Source organism: Massilia sp. Root335, assembly GCF_001425685.1.
In the GTDB taxonomy this organism is placed as follows: domain Bacteria; phylum Pseudomonadota; class Gammaproteobacteria; order Burkholderiales; family Burkholderiaceae_D; genus Telluria; species Telluria luteola.
In genome coordinates, this window is record NZ_LMCY01000026.1 from 305,676 (window position 1) to 321,581 (window position 15,906).

At 61.3% G+C, this 15,906-nt stretch carries 12 protein-coding genes; 11 read left to right on the forward strand and 1 reads right to left on the reverse strand.

Features of this window, described 5'->3' with window-relative positions; genetic code table 11:
* Positions 1–9: 9 nt before the first annotated feature.
* On the reverse strand, positions 10–1,026 hold the full coding sequence (locus ASC93_RS15415) for an adenosine deaminase (RefSeq protein ID WP_056443709.1): 1,017 nt from the start codon (positions 1,024–1,026) through the stop codon (positions 10–12).
* A 658-nt stretch (positions 1,027–1,684) separates the two neighbouring features.
* On the opposite strand from ASC93_RS15415, the gene ASC93_RS15420 reads away from it, so the two are divergent.
* The 11 genes from ASC93_RS15420 (at position 1,685) to lspA (ending at position 15,876) form a co-directional block, all read left to right on the forward strand.
* Positions 1,685–3,607: a PrkA family serine protein kinase gene (locus ASC93_RS15420; protein ID WP_056443711.1), complete on the forward strand. Its 1,923-nt coding sequence runs from the start codon at positions 1,685–1,687 to the stop codon at positions 3,605–3,607.
* A gap of 182 nt (positions 3,608–3,789) precedes the next feature.
* A complete protein-coding gene (locus ASC93_RS15425) occupies positions 3,790–5,061 on the forward strand; it encodes a YeaH/YhbH family protein (protein WP_056443712.1) in 1,272 nt (423 codons plus the stop codon).
* A gap of 12 nt (positions 5,062–5,073) precedes the next feature.
* Positions 5,074–6,600, forward strand: coding sequence for a SpoVR family protein (locus tag ASC93_RS15430; protein ID WP_056443715.1), 1,527 nt, complete (start codon positions 5,074–5,076; stop codon positions 6,598–6,600).
* 569 nt (positions 6,601–7,169) lie between these two features.
* Entirely contained in the window at positions 7,170–7,826 is a 657-nt protein-coding gene (locus ASC93_RS15435) for an energy transducer TonB (protein ID WP_056443718.1), read from the forward strand.
* A gap of 84 nt (positions 7,827–7,910) precedes the next feature.
* The gene (locus ASC93_RS15440; RefSeq protein WP_082548064.1) at positions 7,911–8,843 is read left to right on the forward strand and encodes a MotA/TolQ/ExbB proton channel family protein; all 933 of its coding nucleotides are present in this window, start codon (positions 7,911–7,913) and stop codon (positions 8,841–8,843) included.
* Between the two features lie 3 nt (positions 8,844–8,846).
* Positions 8,847–9,275, forward strand: coding sequence for a biopolymer transporter ExbD (locus ASC93_RS15445; protein WP_056443722.1), 429 nt, complete (start codon positions 8,847–8,849; stop codon positions 9,273–9,275).
* A 91-nt stretch (positions 9,276–9,366) separates the two neighbouring features.
* A complete protein-coding gene (locus ASC93_RS15450) occupies positions 9,367–9,798 on the forward strand; it encodes a biopolymer transporter ExbD (protein ID WP_200958343.1) in 432 nt (143 codons plus the stop codon).
* 70 nt (positions 9,799–9,868) lie between these two features.
* Entirely contained in the window at positions 9,869–11,101 is a 1,233-nt protein-coding gene (locus tag ASC93_RS15455; RefSeq protein ID WP_056443725.1) for a lipopolysaccharide assembly protein LapB, read from the forward strand.
* Positions 11,102–11,345: 244 nt separating this feature from the next.
* Positions 11,346–12,317 (forward strand): bifunctional riboflavin kinase/FAD synthetase, encoded by a 972-nt coding sequence (locus tag ASC93_RS15460; protein WP_056443727.1) that lies wholly within the window; start codon positions 11,346–11,348, stop codon positions 12,315–12,317.
* A 92-nt stretch (positions 12,318–12,409) separates the two neighbouring features.
* Positions 12,410–15,301 carry an isoleucine--tRNA ligase gene (ileS, locus tag ASC93_RS15465; RefSeq protein WP_056443729.1) on the forward strand — a complete coding sequence of 964 codons (2,892 nt, stop codon included), beginning with the start codon at positions 12,410–12,412 and terminating at the stop codon, positions 15,299–15,301.
* 53 nt (positions 15,302–15,354) lie between these two features.
* Positions 15,355–15,876 (forward strand): signal peptidase II, encoded by a 522-nt coding sequence (lspA, locus tag ASC93_RS15470; protein ID WP_056443731.1) that lies wholly within the window; start codon positions 15,355–15,357, stop codon positions 15,874–15,876.
* The last annotated feature ends 30 nt before the right edge of the window (positions 15,877–15,906 follow it).

The following is a 15,906-nucleotide window of genomic DNA, read 5'->3' on the forward strand; positions in this document are numbered from 1 at the left end:
ATTACTGGGTTATGCGGCCTGCGCCGCGGCGAAGAACGCGTCGACTTCGGCCAGATACGCGCGCTTGCGCTCGGGCTCGAGGAAGGCCGCGCTGAAACTGTTCCTGGCCAGGCGGCGCGCGTGGCCGGCGTCGAGCGGCAACGCGTCGAACGCCGCAAGGTAGTTCGCGTTGACGTAACCGCCGAAATAGGCCGGGTCGTCCGAATTCACGGTGGCGGCGAGGCCCGCGTCGAGCAGGCGGCGCAGGTTGCTGTCGCCCATCACGTCGAACACGCGCAGCTTCAGGTTCGACAGCGGACACACGGTCAGCGCCACCTGTTCGCGCGCCAGGCGCTCGACCAGGACCGGGTCCTCGAGACAGCGCACGCCGTGGTCGATGCGGTCGACGTTCAGCACGTCCAGCGCGCTTTCGATATAGGCCGGCGGCCCTTCCTCGCCGGCGTGCGCGACGAGGTGCAGGCCGAGATTGCGGGCGCGCTCGAACACGCGCGCGAATTTCTCGGGCGGATGGCCGACCTCGGACGAATCGAGGCCGACGCCGATGATCTTGTCACGGAACGGCAGCGCTTCTTCCAGCGTGGCAATGGCTTCTTCCTCGGACAGGTGGCGCAGGAAACACATGATCAGCGTGGCACTGATGGGGCCGTCCTGGCAGGCGCGCCAGATGCCGTCGATGACGGTCTTGAACGGTATGCCGCGCGCCGTGTGGGTCTGCGGATCGAAGAAGATTTCGGCATGGCGGACGTTGTCGGCGGCGGCGCGGCGCAGGTACGCCATCGTCATGTCGTAGAAATCCTGCTCTTTCAACAGAACACTTGCACCAGCGTAATAAATGTCCAGGAAAGACTGTAGATCGGTGAAAGCGTACGCTTGTCGCAACATTTCAACGGATGCATACGGGAGCGACACGCCATTCCTTTGCGCCAGCTCAAAAATCAGCTCGGGCTCGAGCGAGCCTTCGATGTGGATGTGCAATTCTGCTTTCGGCATCGCCTGCAACATGTGGCGCAGCTGGTCGTTCAGCATGGATTCTCCGATGGATCGATGGAATGGATTCGGGCGCCAGTGTAGCGCATGGTTGCAAGCCTCTCATTTCACTGGAGAATTCGGGCTATATCGCTGCGCCATACGCGTGCGCCACTGCTTAGCAAGATAGTGCACTATTTACTTACCAATTAATAAACACGATTGTAGCCGCCGGGATCAAAAGTCCCGTTTGGAAATCATGTCGATATTACCAAATTGGTGTAAAGACCTGGTTCACAATCCTATTTAAATTGGTTATTTCCTTATTCGTTTCAACGACTTAGGAAGGCCACGCACAAGTGCGCGACACTGTTTTGACTTCGAGAACTAATAGGCAGATAATAAATTTCATAAGCGTAAGAAGACGCTCTCAGCGGGCGCTAACAATCCGGCGAGGGACCTCGCCACCAGCGCGGATCCACGCCAGCGGGCTCCACGAGGTCCCGGTGAAACCGGATGAAAAAAAGAACATCGCCCTTCGTTTTGTGTCAGATCTTCTGACCTCCAAAATTCAGACGGCGACCCCAACAAGAACGCTTGGGGACCTCGAAAAACCGTCGGGTTTTTCAATGTCCCATCTGCCGGAACGGGGCTTGGGCGACCACCTTCATCGGTCGCCGGACAGTGATTCAGTGTTAGCACATTAGAGGACATTCACATGACCATTTTTGATAACTACGCAGCCCGCTACGAGCGTACCCGGGAAGAGGAATACTCCCTGTCTGAGTACCTTCAGCTTTGCAAAAAAGATCCCCTGACTTACGCCAGCGCTCCCGAGCGCATGCTGGCCGCAATCGGCGAACCCACCCTGGTCGACACCCGCCTCGACCCGCGCCTGTCGCGCATCTTCGCCAACAAGGTCATCAAGGTTTATCCCGCTTTCCGCGAGTTCTACGGCATGGAGGAAGTGATCGAACAGGTCGTTTCCTATTTCCGCCACGCGGCCCAGGGCCTGGAAGAGCGCAAGCAGATTCTTTATCTGCTCGGGCCGGTCGGCGGCGGTAAATCGTCCATCGCGGAAAAACTCAAGCACCTGATGGAGCAAGTGCCGTTCTTTGCGCTGAAAGGCTCGCCGGTGAACGAATCGCCGCTCGGCCTGTTCAACGAAGAAGAGGATGGCGCCATCCTTGAAGAAGACTACGGCATCCCGCGCCGTTTCCTGCGCGCGATCCCGAGCCCGTGGGCCGTCAAGCGGCTGCACGAGTACGGCGGCGACATCAACAAGTTCCGCGTCGTCAAACGCTATCCGTCGATCCTCAAGCAGATCGCGATCTCGAAGACGGAGCCGGGCGACGAAAACAACCAGGACATCTCTTCGCTGGTCGGCAAGGTCGACATCCGCAAGCTCGAGGACTACGCGCAGGACGACCCGGACGCCTACAGCTATTCCGGCGGCCTGTGCCTGGCGAACCAGGGCCTGATGGAATTCGTCGAGATGTTCAAGGCGCCCATCAAAGTGCTGCACCCGCTGCTGACGGCAACGCAGGAAGGCAATTACAAGGGCACCGAGGGCTTCGGCGCGATCCCGTTCGAAGGCATCATCCTGGCGCACTCGAACGAATCGGAGTGGAAGACCTTCCGCAACAACCGCAACAACGAGGCATTCCTCGACCGTATCTATATCGTCAAGGTGCCTTACTGCCTGCGGGTGTCGGACGAGGTCAAGATCTACGACAAGCTGCTGCGCAATTCCTCGCTCGACAAGGCGCCCTGCGCGCCGGGCACGCTGCGCATGATGGCCCAGTTCGCGATCCTGTCGCGCCTGAAGGATCCGGAGAACTCGAGCGTCTATTCGAAGATGCTCGTGTACGACGGCGAAAACCTCAAGGACACCGATCCGAAGGCCAAGTCGCTGCACGAATACGTCGACTATGCCGGCGTGGACGAAGGCATGAACGGCCTGTCGACCCGCTTCGCCTTCAAGATCCTGTCCAAGGTCTTCAACTTCGACAACACCGAAGTGGCGGCGAACCCCGTGCACCTGCTGTACGTGCTGGAGCAGCAGATCGAGCGCGAGCAGTTCCCGGGCGAGACCGAGCAGCGCTACATGTCGTACATCAAGGAACACCTGGCGAACCGCTACGTCGACTTCATCGGCAAGGAGATCCAGACGGCCTACCTGGAAAGCTATTCCGAGTACGGCCAGAACATCTTCGACCGCTACGTCACGTTTGCCGACTTCTGGATCCAGGACCAGGAATTCCGCGATCCGGACACGGGCGAAAGCTTCGACCGCGAGACGCTGAACGCCGAGCTCGAGAAGATCGAGAAGCCGGCCGGCATCTCGAACCCGAAGGATTTCCGCAACGAAATCGTCAACTTCGCGCTGCGCGCCCGGGCGACGAACGGCGGCAAGAATCCTGCGTGGACCAGCTATGAGAAGTTCCGTTCGGTGATCGAGAAGAAGATGTTCTCGAATACCGAGGAATTGCTGCCGGTAATTTCGTTCAACGCGAAGGCCAGTGCCGAAGATGCCACCAAGCACGCCGACTTCGTTGCCCGTATGGTCGAGAAAGGCTATACGCCCAAGCAGGTCCGTTTGCTGTGCGAATGGTATCTGCGTGTCAGGAAGTCCTCGTAAAAGGCCATCGCAAAACCAGGAGCGTGGGGCGGGCGCCGGAGCGCCCGCCGGCAGGAGCGGTGGCAGACTGACAAGGCCGGCCACCGAAATCCGCGACGCCAACCACGTTACGACGCGGCGCGTTAATATACAGGGACCGGGAAGGAATCCGGCCCGCCGCGACTTTCAGCAGGAGGCCTGTTTTGACTTACCTCATCGACCGACGCTTGCAAAGCAAGAACAAGTCTGCGGTCAACCGCGAACGATTCTTGCGTCGCTATAAGGCGCAAATCAAGGATGCGGTGGGCCGGGCGATCAAGGGTCGCTCGATCACCGACGTCGAAAATGGCGAAAAGGTTTCGATTCCCGTCAAGGACGTGAGCGAACCGCATTTCGGACACGCCCATGGCGGCGTCTGGGAGACCGTCAACCCCGGCAATACGGAATACCAGAAAGGCGACACGATCAACCGTCCCCGCAGCGGTGGCGGCGGCGCCGGACGTGGCAAGGCCGGCAACAGCGAGCAGACGACCGAAGACGATTTCATCTTCGAGCTCAGCCGCGAAGAATTCATGAACTATTTCTTCGAAGACCTCGAGCTGCCGAACATGGTGAAGACGCAGCTCACCCAGGTCGTCGAATACAAGAACCAGCGCGCCGGCTACAACATTTCCGGCACGCCGTCGAACATCCACGTGCTGCGCTCCCTGCGCGGCGCGCTCGGCCGGCGCATCGCGGTGGGCGGTCCGTCCCGCAAGCAGCTGACGGCCCTCGAACACCAGTTGCGCGAACTGCAGGAACAGGGTGTGGAAGACGACGACCCGCAGGTGATCGAGCTCAAGCACAAGATCCATCACCTTCATACGCGCCTGCTGGCAATTCCGTTCATCGATCCAATCGACTTGCGCTACAGCAACCGGATCAAGATCCCGAAGCCGTCGACGGCGGCCGTCATGTTCTGCATCATGGACGTGTCGGGATCGATGGACGAAAGCCGCAAGGACACCGCCAAGCGTTTCTTCATCCTGCTGTACCTGTTCCTCAAGCGGGTCTACGAACGGATCGACGTCGTCTTCATCCGCCACCACACGGCGGCGGCCGAGGTCGACGAAAACGAGTTCTTCCACTCGCGCGAGTCGGGCGGCACCGTCGTGTCGTCCGCGCTGCACCTGCTGAACAAGGTCATCAGCGAGCGCTACAGCAGCGGCGACTGGAACAGCTATGTCGCTCAGGCCTCGGACGGCGACAACTGGGACAACGATTCCGTGCTGTGCAGGCAGATCCTGAGCAGCGCGATCATGCCCAGGGTCCAGTATTACACGTATGTCGAGATCACCGACGGACCGCCCCAGAACCTGTGGGAGCAGTACGCGGAGGTGGCGGCCACGCACCAGAACTTCGCCATGCAGAAGATCGTGACGCCGGCCGACATCTATCCGGTGTTCCGCGAATTGTTCAAGAAGCAGCCAAAGTAGCGAGGCCCGCTCATGCCAAGAGATCCCAACAACCCGCGCGCCCTGCCCGAGCAGTCCGAGTGGACGTTCGACCTGATCGAACAGGCGCACGAGGAAATCCGCCGGGTGGCCAGGAAGTTCGGCCTGGATACCTACCCCAACCAGCTCGAAATCATCACGGCCGAGCAAATGATGGACGCGTACACGTCCGTCGGCATGCCCGTCTCGTACAACCACTGGTCGTTCGGCAAGCATTTCCTGACGACGGAAAAGAGCTATAAGCGGGGCCAGATGGGCCTCGCCTATGAAATCGTCATCAACTCGAATCCCTGCATCGCCTACCTGATGGAGGAAAACAGCCTGACGATGCAGGCCCTCGTGATTGCCCACGCGGCCTATGGCCATAATTCCTTCTTCAAGGGCAATTATCTGTTCCGGACCTGGACCGATGCCGACGCCATCGTCGACTATATGGTCTTCGCGAAGAACTATATTGCCGAGTGCGAACAGCGCCACGGCATCGACGCCGTCGAAGAGCTGCTCGATTCCTGCCATGCGATCCAGAACTACGGCGTCGACCGCTACAAGCGGCCCGCCAAGTTGTCGGTGGCACAGGAAGCGGCGCGCCAGAAGGAGCGCGAGGAGTACATGCAGTCGCAGGTCAACGAGCTGTGGCGTACCCTGCCGCGGCGCGAGGAACAGATCCGCGACCAGCCGCCGCCGCGCTTCCCGCTCGAGCCCGAGGAAAACCTGCTCTACTTTATAGAGAAGTACGCACCCCTGCTCGAACCGTGGCAGCGCGAACTCGTACGGATCACGCGCAAGATCTCGCAATATTTCTATCCGCAGCGCCAGACCCAGGTCATGAACGAAGGCTGGGCGACCTTCTGGCACTACACGATCCTGCAGGAGCTCTATAAGGAAGGGATCGTCGGCGACGGCTTCATGCTGGAATTCCTGCAGAGCCATACGAACGTCGTCTACCAGCCGCCGGCCACGAGCCCCTATTACAACGGCATTAATCCGTATGCGCTCGGTTTCGCGATGATGACGGACATCAAGCGGATCTGCGAAGAGCCGACGGACGAGGACCGCGCCTGGTTCCCCGACATCGCGGGCAGCGACTGGCTCAAAACGCTCGATTTTGCCATGCGCAATTTCAAGGATGAGAGCTTCATCGCCCAGTACCTGTCGCCCAAGCTGATCCGGGAATTCCACTTCTTCGCCGTGCTGGACGACGACCGCAGCGACAAGCTGACGATTTCAGCCATCCACGACGAAGCCGGATACCGTTACGTTCGCCAGCAACTGGCCGATCAATATAATATCGGCAACCGCGAGCCGAACATCCAGGTCTGGCAGGTCAATACGCGGGACGACCGGGCGCTGACGCTGCGTCATAGCCAGTTCCAGCGCCGCCCGCTGAACCAGCAGGCCCATGAGGTTCTGAAGCACGTTGCACGTCTGTGGGGCTTCGATGTACGCCTCGAGACCGTTGACCCATCCGGGCGCGTCGTCAGCAGCCTGGAGTGCCGTCGCGAGAAGCGCGCACGTTACTGACATCCCGGCCCGCGCTACTCGGCGCGGGCATTTTTTCTTCCATCCTGTTGACACCCTTCTCCCCTTGTGATGTAGTTCAACTAACCTTGGACGTGGTTAGTGAGCCATATCAATCGCCTGTAACCACATAAGATCTTGTTATGGCCGAGCCCTCTGATCTAGGGGGAAAACCGTTTCAACAGTACGCCCTCGCGCATGGAATTTCGATATAGTTGGCAGAAACGCCATGATGCTTTCTTATGAAATTTGCTGAGCTGCAAAATCGGCATCGAAAATTCGGCATTCCGGCGTTCGCGGCCTTATCTTCCACACATTACGAAAGGGGTCCACTCGACATTGCAAAACAACTAACTTCCACCTCCATCGGCATGCCTGCGCCGGTACTTTCTTGATCACTTTCTTTGCCTGTTTTCACAGACAAATAGCCTCTCTTTGAGGGTGTAAAAATGTATGTGCAAAAAAGAATTCGTAGGTATAATTCGCCGATGTCCCGGATGCGGCTCTTAGCTTTTTGTCGTGTTTTGTGGGTTTAGTAGCAACAAAAAAAGGTTGGTATTGGAGAAAGCAGGATGAATTTTTCGCATGAGAAGAACCCCGGGAAGAATTTGACTGGTATCGCCATTGTCATCGTCTTGCACCTGATCGTTGCTTACGGGATCGTGACTGGTCTCGGCAAACGAATGGTCAGCAAGATGGCCGAGGCAGTGGAGACCAAGATCATTGAAGACGTAAAACCGCCGCCACCTCCGGAGACGCCGCCCCCGCCGCCGCCGCCGGAAATGAAGGCGCCGCCTCCGCCGTTCATCCCGCCGGTGGAAGTGCAAGTACAAACCCCGCCGCCGCAGCAGAATGTGATCGCTAACGCGACCCAGACGAAACCGGCGACGACGGAAATCATCAAGGCGCCGCCGGCACCTCCGGCTCCGGTCGCCAAGCCGGCCGGTCCGGCCCGGACCCCGGCAGTCGCGGACTTCAATACGTGCTCGAAGCCGGAGTATCCGAAATCGTCGCTGCGTAACGAAGAAACGGGTGTGTCGACGATCTCGTTCCTGATTGGTTCGGATGGCGGCGTGAAGGATTCCAAGGTCACGAAGTCCAGCGGCTTCCGCGACCTGGATAAGGCTGCTCAGGTGGCACTGGGCAAGTGCCGGTTTAAACCGGCGACTGAGAACGGCCAGGCCATCGAGTCCTGGCAGCCGGTACAGTACGTCTGGACGCTGGAATAACCAGAGGCAGCGTATCGTCTCAACGCATGATTTTCGTTGTCATTAAGTTCAGCGAACTGTTCATTTTAAATTTTTGGAGGAAGCATGTTTAAGAATACCCGTTTGTCCGCTACCGTAGCGGCTCTCCTGTTCTCGGTCACTGCGGCATCGGCACTGGTGTCCGCTCCGGCCTTCGCCGACGCTCCGGCTTCGGCGGCAGCGAGCGCCCCGGCAGCGGCACCGGCGGCTGACGCAGCAGCACCGGCAGCGGATGCTGCTGCTCCGGCAGCGGCTCCGGCTCCGGCAGCTGGCGGCGAAGCCAAGAAAGAAGAAGTCGAGAACCCGTTCGGTATCTCGGCTGTCTGGGAAGGCGGCGTCGTCTCGCGCGGCACCCTGATCATCCTGGCCATCATGTCGATGGGTTCCTGGTACATCATGATCACCAAGCTGATCGACCAGATGAAGATCTTCAAGCAGTCGAAGGAAACCAACCAGAAGTTCTGGAAAGCACCGTCGATCGCCGCTGGTTCGTCGCAACTGACCGACGGCTCGCCGTTCCGCTTCATCGCTGAAACCGGCACCAAGGCAACCCAGCACCACGACGGCGCCCTGCTCGAGCAGATCGACCTGTCGACCTGGGTGACCATGCAGATCCAGCGCGCCGTGGACAAAGTCCAGTCGCGTCTGCAAGATGGCCTGTCGTTCCTGGCAACCGTCGGCTCGACCGCACCGTTCATCGGTCTGTTCGGTACCGTCTGGGGTATCTACAACGCACTGACCAACATCGGTATGACCGGTAACGCATCGATCGACAAGGTCGCAGGTCCGGTGGGTGAAGCACTGATCATGACCGCCTTCGGTCTGTTCGTCGCAGTTCCGGCCGTTCTGGGCTACAACTGGCTGGTCCGTCGCAACAAGTCGGCAATGGAAGACGTCCGCTCGTTCGGCGCTGACGTGCACTCGGTCCTGATCTCGGGCGCGATGCACACTTCGGAAGCTGCACGTGCCGCCGGCGCTGCCGCTAAAAAGGTTGGCTAAACCATGAGCATGAGTGTTGGCTCCGATAGCGGAGATGAAGATGCAGTGATGTCAGAGATCAACACCACGCCCCTCGTGGACGTGATGCTGGTTCTTCTGATCATCTTCCTGATCACCAGCCCGGTTGTCCTCCACCTGCAGAAGATTAAGCTGCCAGTCGAGACCAACCAGGCTGCCAAGACCACGCCGGAAGACGTGAACATCGTCGTCAACAAAGATGGCGAGATGTACTGGAACCAGCGGCACCTGAACAACACCGACGAACTGTTCGAATTCCTGGCCAAAGAATCGGTGAAAGTGCCGCAGCCGGAAGTGAAAATCCGTGGCGACCAAGAAACCCGCTACGAAGCCATCGGCAAGGTGCTCTACACGGCCCAGCGTGCCGGGATTCAGAAGGTCGGTTTCATCACCGAACCGCCTGATAAGGGCTGATCCTTCAGGACACAACCCGCCAGCGTGATAGCGGCGAGCCTCGCGGCTCCGCCGTTATCGCGCTGGTTCCCAAGATTTGAAAGGAAACACCATGGGTATGAACGTTGGTTCGTCCGGTGCTAAATCGGCAGATCCGGAACCGATGATGGAAATGAACATGACGCCGCTGATCGACGTCATGCTGGTGCTGATCATCATGATGATCATTACCATTCCAAAACAAAACCATTCGGTCAACTTGAACATGCCGGTTGGCAATCCGCCGCCGCCGACCAAGGAACCGGTAGTGATCACGATCGACGTGGACTTCGACGGTACGATCCTCTGGGATAACACCCCGGTCCCGGATCGTGCCACCCTCGAAGCAAAGCTGGCCAATGTGGCAGCCCAGGCTGATCAGCCGGAAGTGCACCTCCGTCCGAACAAGCTGGTCGAGTACAAGGTTGTCGCTGGCGTGATGGCATCGGCCCAGCGTCTTGGCGTGACCAAGATCGGTATGGTCGGTAACGAACAGTTCCAGTAAATCGCTTTGGCTATAATGAACACGGCAGGGTTTCCCTGCCGTGTCTATTTTGAATGAAAGAATTTCGCTAATGTCCAAATTCCGCCTCGCACACCTCGGCCTCGTTCTGGCCGCACTCGGATTCACCGCCGCAGCTCCGGTCGTTGGCCTGGCTCCCGCCTACGCGGCCGAAGTCCTTCGTCCAGAAATCGGCAAGCCCCTGCAGGAAGCCCAGCAGATGATGAAGTCGGGCAGAAACAAGGAAGCCCTGGCCAAGCTGCGCGAGCTCGACAAGGTCGGCGGCAAGTCGGCAAACGAAACGTACCTGATCGAACGCACCCGTGCCGGTGCCGCGTCGGCTGCCGGCGATTACGACACCGCCGCCAAGGCCTTCGAATACCTGATCGGTTCGGGCAAGCTGTCGGCCACTGAAAAAGCCCAGTTCTCGGAAGGCCTGATCGGCATCTACATGCGTGCCGGCGACCTGGGCAAGGCAAACGCCGCCATCGAACGCCAGCTGAAGGAGCACGACGATCCCAAGCTGCGCGCCTACCTGATGCAGAACTATTACAAGCAGGGCAATATCCAGGCACTGGAAAACGAACTGCGCACGGCCGAGAAAAGCGGCCGCCTGAGCGAAGACCAGTTGGGCATGCTGGCCAACATCCAGCTCAAGAAGAACGACAAGGCCGGCTACGTCAACACCATCGAGAAGCTGGCGGCCAACTATCCGAATGCCCGGTACTGGACCGACCTGCTGAACCGCGTGCAGGGCAAGCCGGGCTTCTCGGGCCGCCTGGCCGTGGACGTCTACCGTCTGAAGCTGGCCAACAACCTGATGAAGAAGCCGAGCGAGTTCATGGAAATGGCCCAGCTCGTGCTGCAGGCCGGCGCGCCGGCCGAAGCGCTCAAGGTCATCGACAAAGGCTACAAGGCAGGCGCACTGGGCACCGGTCCGGACGCCGCCCGTCACCAGCGCCTGAAGGACCTGGCCGAGAAGACCCTGGCCGACCAGAACAAGACCCTGGCCGCCACCGAAGCGCAGCTGATCAAGGACGGCGACAACGACGGCCTGGCCGCGCTCGGTTACGCACTGGTCCAGTCGGGCCAGGCCGACAAGGGCCTGAAGATGCTGATCGAGGCTTCCAAGGCCAAGGACCTGAAGCATCCGGAAGACGTCAAGCTGCACCTGGGCGAAGCGTATGCCGTCGCCGGCAAGAAGCAGCAGGCCATCAACACGTTCAAGGCCGTCGGCGGTACCGATGGCGCCGCGGACCTGGCCCGTTACTTCATCATGGCGATCAACAAGCCGATCTCCGGCTGAGCCACCGTGCTCCCTGCATGACGACCGCCTGCGGGCGGTCCGACAAAGCGCAGCCCGCTCCATGCCGGCTGCGCTTTTTTCTTGTGGTCTCCAGGGCGGACACCACTCTGCCCGCGAGAACGCCAGCGTGATGCAAACGTTACGCGTGGGCACCGGTGCCCACCCTACCAACCAAGGCATTGCGCTGTGCAACATGACCTTTGCCGTATAATCTGGTATTTCGCCTAGAAGCACGAACCATCCAATGAAGGTATTTCGCGGACTTCCCAACGACAGGGCACGCGCGCCTTGCGCACTCACGATCGGCAACTTCGACGGTGTCCACCGCGGCCATCAAGCGCTGTTGTCCCACGTGACCGCGAGCGCCCGCAAGCTCGGACTGGAAGCCGCCGTGATGACGTTCGAGCCCCATCCGCGCGAATATTTCGCCGGCCGCAGCGGCGATATGTCCAAGGCCCCGGCGCGCATCGCCAACCTGCGCGACAAGCTCGAATCGCTGGAAAATGCCGGTGTCGACCGCGTCATCGTCGAACACTTCAACGAGCATTTCGCGTCGATGTCGCCGGATGAATTCACGCAACGCGTGCTCGTCGACGGCCTGCACGTGAAATGGCTGATGGTCGGCGACGACTTCTGCTATGGCGCCCGCCGCGCCGGCAACGTCGCCCTGCTGGCCGAGGCCGGCAAGCATTATGGCTTCGAAGTGCACAGCCTGCCGGCCGTGCTGCACGACTCCACCCGCATCTCGTCCTCGGCCGTGCGCGCGGCGCTCGCGGCCGGCGATTTCGACGCCACCCGCGCCCTGCTCGGCCACCCGTATTCGATGTCCGGCCACGTGATCCATGGCCAGAAACTGGGCCGCACGCTGGGCTTTCCCACCTTGAACCTGCGCGTCGCCCACCGTCCCGCGCTGGCCGGCATCTTCGTCGTGCAGGTGCATGGCCTGGCCGATCGGCCGCTGCCGGCCGTCGCCAGCCTGGGCGTCCGTCCGACCGTCGAGGACGCGGGCCGCATGCTGCTGGAAGTCCACGTGTTCGACTGGAACACGCCGTGCTACGGCAAGCTCGTGCGCGTGGAATTCCTCACCAAGCTGCGCGACGAGGAAAAATACATCGACCTGCCGACGCTCACGGCCGCCATCGAGCGCGACGCCGAGCAGGCGCGCGCCTGGTTCGCCCGACGCGCCGGCGCCCTCACGGCCACCGACCGAATTTGACCGGGACGTCGGCGGTCTTACCGCCCGCCTGTCCCGACGGCCGCGCGCCGTCCCGTCATCACGAACAACAGCAGTCCACTTTAGAAACCACCATGTCCGATACCAAGCAGGGCCAAAAAGCAGGCCAACAAGGCAATAAGAAGCCGGAGAGCAAATACCCGGTCAACATGACCGACACCCCCTTCCCGATGCGCGGCGACCTCGCCAAGCGCGAACCGGGCTGGGTCAAGCAGTGGCAGGACAAGAAGCTCTACCAGCGCATCCGCAAGGCGGCCGCCGGCCGGCCGAAATTCATCCTGCACGACGGTCCGCCGTACGCGAACGGCGACATCCACCTGGGCCACTCCGTCAATAAGATCCTCAAGGACATGGTCGTGAAATCGCGCACCATGGCCGGCTACGACGCGCCCTATGTGCCGGGCTGGGACTGCCACGGCATGCCGATCGAGATCCAGATCGAAAAACTGTACGGCAAGAACCTACCGACGGCCGAGGTGTTGCAAAAGGCGCGCGCCTATGCGCTCGAACAGGTCGACCGCCAGCGCACCGGCTTCATCCGCCTGGGTGTGCTGGGCGAGTGGGATAATCCGTACCTGACCATGAACTTCAGTAACGAGGCCGACGAACTGCGCGCCCTCGGCACGATGCTCGACAAGGGTTATGTCTACCGCGGCCTGAAGCCCGTGAACTGGTGCTTCGACTGCGGCTCGGCGCTGGCCGAAGCGGAAGTCGAATACCAGGACAAGCGCGACCCGGCGATCGACGTCGGCTTCCCGTTCGCGGAACCGGAGAAGCTGGCGCAGGCGTTCGGCCTCGACAAGCTGCCCGCCGGCGACGGCTTCATCGTGATCTGGACGACGACGCCGTGGACCATCCCGTCGAACCAGGCGTTGAACGTGCATCCGGAAGTGACGTACGCATTGGTCAGGGCCGAGCGCAACGGCAAGCCGGTGCTGCTGATCGTCGCGCAGGACCTGGCCGAAGCCGTCCTGCAGCGCTACAAGCTCGAAGGCGACATCGTCGCGACGGCGACCGGCGAGCAGCTCGCCGGCATCCGCTTCAAGCACCCGCTGCACGCGGCCGATCCGTTCTACGACCGCACGTCGCCCGTCTACCTGGCCGACTACGTGACCACCGACAGCGGCACCGGCGTCGTCCACTCGGCACCGGCCTACGGCCTGGAAGACTTCCAGTCGTGCAAGGCGCACGGCATGAAGGACGACGAGATCCTGAAACCCGTGATGGGCGACGGCCGCTTTGCGAGCACGCTGCCGCTGTTCGGCGGCATGACGATCTGGGAAGCGTCCAAGCCGATCTGCAACGCGCTCACCGAAGCGGGCGCGCTGTTCGAACTCAAGATGTTCGACCACAGCTACATGCACTGCTGGCGCCACAAGACGCCGATCGTCTACCGCGCAACGTCGCAGTGGTTCGCCGGCATGGACGTCACGCCGAAGGACGGCGGCCCGACCCTGCGCGAATCCGCGCTGGCCGGCATCGCCGACACGCAGTTCTTCCCCGACTGGGGCCAGGCGCGCCTGCAGGGCATGATCGCCAACCGTCCGGACTGGACCCTGTCGCGCCAGCGCCAGTGGGGCGTCCCGATGGCCTTCTTCCTGCACAAGGAAACGGGCGACCTGCACCCGCGCACGCCGGAACTGCTGGAACAGGTGGCCAAACTGATCGAACAGGGCGGCATCGACGCCTGGCACAAGCTCGACCCGCGCGACCTGCTGGGCGATGACGCGTCGCTGTACGAAAAGAACCGCGACACGCTGGACGTGTGGTTCGACTCCGGCACGACGCACCAGACCGTGCTGCGCGGCTCGCACGCGCAGCAGTCGCACTTCCCGGCCGACCTGTACCTGGAAGGTTCGGACCAGCACCGCGGCTGGTTCCACTCGTCGCTGCTGACGTCGTCGATGCTGAACGGCCGCCCGCCGTACAAGGCGCTGCTGACGCACGGCTTCACGGTCGACGAGCATGGCAAGAAGATGTCGAAGTCGCTGGGCAACACGCTGGCGCCGCAAAAAATCTCCGACACGCTGGGCGCCGACATCCTGCGCCTGTGGGTCGCGTCGACCGATTACACGGGCGAGCTGGCGATCAGCGAAGAAATCCTGAAGCGCGTGACGGAGGCATATCGCCGCATCCGCAACACGCTGCGCTTCCTGCTCGCGAACACGTCGGACTTCGACCCGGCCACGAACGCCGTGCCGGTGGCCGAGCTGCTCGAGATCGACCGCTACGCGCTGGCCGAGACGGCGCGCCTGCAGGACGACGTGGCCAGGCATTTCGAGCGCTACGAATTCCACCCGGTCGTCTCCCGCCTGCAGAACTTCTGCTCGGAAGACCTGGGCGGCTTCTACCTCGACATCCTCAAGGACCGCCTGTACACGACCGGCGTGAACTCGCACGCGCGCCGCTCCGCGCAGACCGCGCTGTGGCACGTCGCGCACGCGCTGCTGCGCATCATGGCGCCGATCCTGTCGTTCACCGCCGAGGAAGCCTGGGCCGTGTTCGCGGGCGAGCAGGCCTACAAGGACAGCGACGAAACGATCTTCACGCAGACGCTGTGGCAATTCCCGGCGATCCCGGACGCCGCCGCCCTGCTGGACAAGTACGCGCTGCTGCGCGCCGTCCGCGCCGACGTCACCAAGCAGCTGGAAGAAGTGCGCGCGTCCGGCGCGATCGGCTCGTCGCTGCAGGCGGAACTGGCCATCAAGGCCGCCGGCGACAAGTACGCCGCGCTGGCAAGCCTGGACGACGACCTGAAGTTCGTGTTCATCACGTCGCAGGCCGCCGTCGAACAGGTGCGTGACGCGGACGCGGAAGCCGTCGCCGTGACGCCGTCCGACGCCGCCAAGTGCGAGCGCTGCTGGCACTACCGCCGCGACGTGGGCCACGACCATGCCCATCCGGGCCTGTGCGGCCGCTGCACGAGCAATCTGTTCGGCAGCGGCGAAAGCCGCCGCTTCGCCTGACGCACGGACGTCCCGGGCCGCGCGGCCCGGGTTTTCACTTCACCACCATCGACATGGCCAGCAAAAAAAAACCAACATTCTCCGCCGTCCCGTCGCGTTCCGGCGGGAGTCTCATCCCGTGGCTCGGCATCGCCTTCATCGTCATCCTGCTCGACCAGATCAGCAAGATCACCATCACGCGCACCTTCATGCATGGCGAAGAGAAGCCGGTCACGGGCTTCTTCAACCTGGTGCTCGCGTATAACCCGGGCGCGGCGTTCAGCTTCCTGTCGACCCAGGGCGGCTGGCAGCGCTACCTGTTCGCGGGCATCGCCATCGCCGCCGTCTGCTTCATCATCTACCTGCTGCGCAAGCACGCGGGCCAGCGCCTGTTCTGCTGGGCCCTCGCGCTGATCATGGGCGGCGCGCTGGGCAACCTGATCGACCGCATCGCGTACGGCCACGTGATCGACTTCCTCGATTTCTACTGGCGCGGCCTCGGCCACTTCCCGGCCTTCAATATCGCCGATACGGGCATCACGATCGGCGCGTTTTTATTCATCGTGGACGAACTGCGCCGCGTGAACAAGCACTGAACAAGCACTGAGCAAGAACGGAGGATTCAT

Excerpts from the sequence above, each read along its gene's own strand:
- ASC93_RS15435 (WP_056443718.1), top strand. The coding sequence starts at position 7,170 with ATGAATTTTTCGCATGAGAAGAACCCCGGGAAGAATTTGACTGGTATC.
- ASC93_RS15455 (WP_056443725.1), top strand. The coding sequence starts at position 9,869 with ATGTCCAAATTCCGCCTCGCACACCTCGGCCTCGTTCTGGCCGCACTC.
- ASC93_RS15430 (WP_056443715.1), top strand. The coding sequence starts at position 5,074 with ATGCCAAGAGATCCCAACAACCCGCGCGCCCTGCCCGAGCAGTCCGAG.
- ASC93_RS15460 (WP_056443727.1), top strand. The coding sequence starts at position 11,346 with ATGAAGGTATTTCGCGGACTTCCCAACGACAGGGCACGCGCGCCTTGC.
- lspA (WP_056443731.1), top strand. The coding sequence starts at position 15,355 with ATGGCCAGCAAAAAAAAACCAACATTCTCCGCCGTCCCGTCGCGTTCC.
- ASC93_RS15440 (WP_082548064.1), top strand. The coding sequence starts at position 7,911 with ATGTTTAAGAATACCCGTTTGTCCGCTACCGTAGCGGCTCTCCTGTTC.
- ASC93_RS15450 (WP_200958343.1), top strand. The coding sequence starts at position 9,367 with ATGGGTATGAACGTTGGTTCGTCCGGTGCTAAATCGGCAGATCCGGAA.
- ASC93_RS15445 (WP_056443722.1), top strand. The coding sequence starts at position 8,847 with ATGAGCATGAGTGTTGGCTCCGATAGCGGAGATGAAGATGCAGTGATG.
- ASC93_RS15415 (WP_056443709.1), bottom strand. The coding sequence starts at position 1,026 with ATGCTGAACGACCAGCTGCGCCACATGTTGCAGGCGATGCCGAAAGCA.
- ileS (WP_056443729.1), top strand. The coding sequence starts at position 12,410 with ATGTCCGATACCAAGCAGGGCCAAAAAGCAGGCCAACAAGGCAATAAG.
- ASC93_RS15420 (WP_056443711.1), top strand. The coding sequence starts at position 1,685 with ATGACCATTTTTGATAACTACGCAGCCCGCTACGAGCGTACCCGGGAA.